Source organism: Echinicola sediminis (assembly GCF_054777495.1).
This window is the reverse complement of record NZ_BAAHAP010000181.1, coordinates 1-4,185: the sequence shown is the minus strand read 5'-3', so window position 1 is coordinate 4,185 and position 4,185 is coordinate 1. Positions and strand designations below refer to the sequence as shown.

2 protein-coding genes and 1 pseudogene are annotated in these 4,185 nt (G+C 41.1%); all 3 read right to left on the bottom strand.

The features are described from left to right. Positions 1-24 precede the first annotated feature (24 nt). Positions 25-273, bottom strand: coding sequence for a hypothetical protein (locus ACYVAA_RS22325; RefSeq protein ID WP_460546172.1), 249 nt, complete (start codon positions 271-273; stop codon positions 25-27). 335 nt (positions 274-608) lie between these two features. Then, the gene (locus ACYVAA_RS22320) at positions 609-2,741 is read right to left on the bottom strand and encodes a phage tail protein (protein WP_460546170.1); all 2,133 of its coding nucleotides are present in this window, start codon (positions 2,739-2,741) and stop codon (positions 609-611) included. A 4-nt stretch (positions 2,742-2,745) separates the two neighbouring features. Next, positions 2,746-4,185 (bottom strand): annotated as a pseudogene (locus tag ACYVAA_RS22315) (hypothetical protein); the annotation flags it as partial.

The following is a 4,185-nucleotide window of genomic DNA, read 5'->3' as shown; positions in this document are numbered from 1 at the left end:
GTGTGATGTTTGCATCCATTTATTTTAATCATGCAATGAAATTGTAATTTCCTCCTTTGTTGAAAGCTTAATGTCCACTTTGTCAATATCAGCTTTAGTGTCTTTAAGTTTCTTGACAGCATTGATATATGATTTCCTGTCTTTAGGGTTGGCCATTATTTTTTTCATGTCATTACTCATGACATCTGTATCAGATACAAAATAATCTCCTAAAACTCTTCCTACTTCTTGTAAGGTCGTTTCAATTGCTTTGAGTAGTCGAGTAGCCGCCATAGTAGTAAAGTGTTTGGGTTGTAATACTTTAAAAAACGTTGGATTAAACTAATAAGTTTGAAGTTCTAACACAAGTCCGTTTGTGATTTTTTTGAGGCACAAAATTAGTTTCTTGATTTTTGCAATCCTAGGAAAATTGAAAAATGTCTTTAATTCATTGTTTTTGCTAAAAAAGGGCGCTCAATTATTGAGCCCCCTCTCCCGAATTGAAAGAAAAAAGTCGAATTGATTACTATTTAAGATTTCCCTATAAATCTTAAATAACTGGAGTTTTATTTAATGTATGGCAAACCAGGGAAGAACGATCCATTATCCCCTTGTAATACCTTATACAACTATGCCATGGCATTATACAGCCAATAGCTTCCATCCCAGGTAATACGAACCATGTCGCCCTGGGCCGGCACAGCTATAGAACTTAAAGGGGGACCATTATCGATAATGTTTGCCGATCCTGAAGCTATCAATACCCCGCTCGCATTATTTCTTCGTATTAAGTAAGTAGCCCCTTTTTGTGGAGTTGACGGCAAAGTAACTGTAATATCGCTGGTGTTATAGCAACTTATGATTCCATCCCCTTTGGATATGGTATAATTTGAGGTTTCGGAACGGACGGCTATGTGAACCCCTCCAAACCGGATAGAGTTAAACCATCCACCGTAACTGTTGCTGTTCCCTGAGCTGGTCCCATCAAGGCCTGCCACTGCTGCACTGATTCCGGCCGGGTCTGAATTCCTGTCGAATAACAAGCCGGCTACACTTGCGTTGGTCTCTGAACCTCCTGCTGCAGATATAAATGGAACGGATCCGGAATTTGAAAACATACCGCCAGCACTTGTATAACTGATACGGCCAGAGACTGGATTAGTGATTTTCACACCGCTGATAGGATTCCCGTCCAGGTCATTGCCCAAATCATCATCTATCTGTAATACCAAATCGCCATTGGCATCATAGAATTTCAGGCTGTTTTCAGCCTCCAGTATTTCGATTCTTTGCCCTGTCTCATTAGTCCTGAGGTTCTTTACAATCAGATTTTGTATTTCGGCATTAAGGGCTTTGATTTTTTGGAGGTTTAGCCTGTCCCCTTCTGCCCGGTTGCTTTCTTCAAGGTTGATTTTCCCCTTATTAGATACCGTTTCTTTAATGATCCGTTCTGATGTGGTGTAGGTTACTTGATCTGATATTGTAGCCTGGATAACATCAGGGTCTACAAGCGGGTAAGATATGCTATTAATTCTGATCATTTGATCAATACCCAGCTTATCATCCTTTACTCTGATCCTGTCACCTGGGAAAAGATTGTTTTCAAGGTCTTTATCTCTAATGTAAAATCGGTCCATATCCAGATCATAAGTCACCCGGGGAGAACTTACTTGTTCCAATCTCTCTTGAGCCGCTGCTAATAGGTTAGCCTCGGCTGTATCAATATAACTTTGAGGCATGTCTATGCCAATAAGCGTATACTGATCCCCTGCCTCTGGTTTACTTATTTCGTTCGGTAAGACATAATCATTGGCCTCTGTGAAGGTGTTGAACGTTATTTCTTTGGCCCCATGGTCATAATTGGTGATCTCAAACTCATATCCGCTCAAAGCCCCTGATTTGAAAACGATCTTTGCAGTCTGTCCAGATAGCAAGTAATCATTGAGATCAAAATCAATCGAGGTGTCAACGATCTTGGTTTCTTCACTTGTCGCGGTAACCTCTCCCGTCCTATTGGGATAAATATCTTCAAAGGTCACTACACCTTCTCTAATTCCATAAAGCCCAGTATTGGCCTCTAAATAGCGTGATTCAAAAACAAGGTTCTTTTGGCCGTTTCGGTAGTTTACAGAAATGTTTCGACTGCTTCCAAAAGCATAAAGCCTAGTAATTACACTACTACTGTCTATTGATCTCCTAGTCAGTGAATACAATCCATTATTCATGCCATATTGGAATGTATGGGGAGTATCCACGCCAACAGATTTGATCAAGGTGATAGCTTTACTATTGACCTCATATTCAAGCCCAAATGTTTCCGCTATTTTGGTGAGAGCAGACCTACAGCTGTCACCCTGAAAAGATATAAATTTAGGTTCTAACACCTCTACTTCGCCCAGTGTCCACCCGCTATCAATTGAGGTGATATTGTCTATTAATAAAGTTAAGAACTCCTCAGGTGTACCGAAGTAAGTGAAATTGGCTGCTCCTTCATCCAAGAACAATTTATTGTATAGGGTGTAGATTTCTGCCTCAAATATAATTCGGTAATAAAAGTTTGCTTGGTTTTTAACTGTTGGGTCCTGGTTCATAATAAACCTTTCAGCATTGACTAGAATATAGTCGCCTACCTTTATTTCTAGGGGGAGCCTTCTTACAATGTCACAAGTCACCTTGTGCTCTCCCATCAACTGATAGGTCAGCACGGTATTATCATCGATGGGTGTAGAGTCTATTACTGCTCCGTTTCTGTAAATGTGCATGATCCTAAATCCCTAAATCTCTATTGCTTTGACTTGCTTTAGTGTTGTTTTGGATGGCCTGGAATATAGGTATGGCCTCATTCCATTTTGAAATATTCATCCTAGTGTTATACTCAATTCTTTGAAGCTCCATCAACTGGTCTACTCCATGCTTCATGTGAGTGTATAAGGTGCTGTTATTCTCTTTTTGTAGGTCATAGAATCCCCTAAAAAGTCCGGCCAATTCATTCCCTGTATCTTCCGTTAATGATTGAACTTGTCTTGTTAATCCTTGTTTAGATTGACCTGATGGATTAAATATGTCAAAACCGTATTTCTTAGCCAGCTTTTTGCTGTCTTCAAGGGCGTTAAAATAGTCGTTTTGTTCCTCGTTTACCCCCTTGTAGAATCTTTCTAGGTCGTCGCCCCAATCTTGATCCCCTCCCACGTCCATTGATTTGGCCATGTCTTTTTCTAGCTGCTCGAAATTGTCTGCAAATACCTTGTTAAATATGATCTGTGACAAAATATTTTCAAGCACTTCAGAAACGGTCTTACCCATCTTTTTGGCTGCATCTTCTCCCGCTTGAAATGCTTCCACCAAATCATTTCTAAGGTCATTGCCTAGTGATCCAGCTAAGTCCTTAATGACATCTTTTATTTGTGCCCTGGCTGCTTCCAATGCATCCCCCCAATCCAAGACATCTTGAACAAGCTCTTTTGTACTGTCGCTTAATAGATCATTCTGTAAAAGGGATTCCGCAAGCCCTCGGTTTATTTCTAATACCCCGTCAGCTGTTTCTTGGACTAGCTCTGGATATTCCTGAAGGATAGGCACATAATTGTCAACTTTCTTTTTTCCTCCGAATAAACCTGCAATCCCACCTATAAAACCACCTACCACTGCCCCGACAGCAGTACCGATAATAGGTACAACAGAACCTATCGCTGCACCTGTAGCTGCTCCACCTGCTGCTCCCTTACCCACTTTATCCCAATCAACAGCATTCCTTTGGCCTGATTTAACCGTTCCTCCTGAAAGGGCCTGAAGGGCCTTTTGGTATTCAATATTGGCATTGCCTATAGCCTCAAGCCCATCCTTAATGCGACCCTCGTAATCAGTCAAAAAAGCACTCTCCCCGAGTATGCTTTGAAGTCTAATTTGTTCCTGAAGGCTTAGATTATAATCATTCTGAAATCCAATGACAGACCTGTAATAATCCTCTTCGGCTTTTCTCCTTTGAGCTGCAGCACTTGACAACATGTCAATTACCTTGATTAATCCATTAACACCGGCAGCTATCTTGTCGGAGTCTCTTGCGTCTTCATCAAAGGCAACCAAAATATCATTCATTTCGGATGCAAGCCCAGAAAGCAAACCTCCAATATTTGCCAGGCCAGCTGACTGCGTAGACTCCCCGAGTTCTAGGAGGGATTGACCCAAATTGCCAAGGGCTGTACCTAG

Coding starts and splice junctions, on each gene's coding strand:
- ACYVAA_RS22325 (WP_460546172.1), bottom strand. CDS start 273: ATGGCGGCTACTCGACTACTCAAAGCAATTGAAACGACCTTACAAGAA.
- ACYVAA_RS22320 (WP_460546170.1), bottom strand. CDS start 2,741: ATGCACATTTACAGAAACGGAGCAGTAATAGACTCTACACCCATCGAT.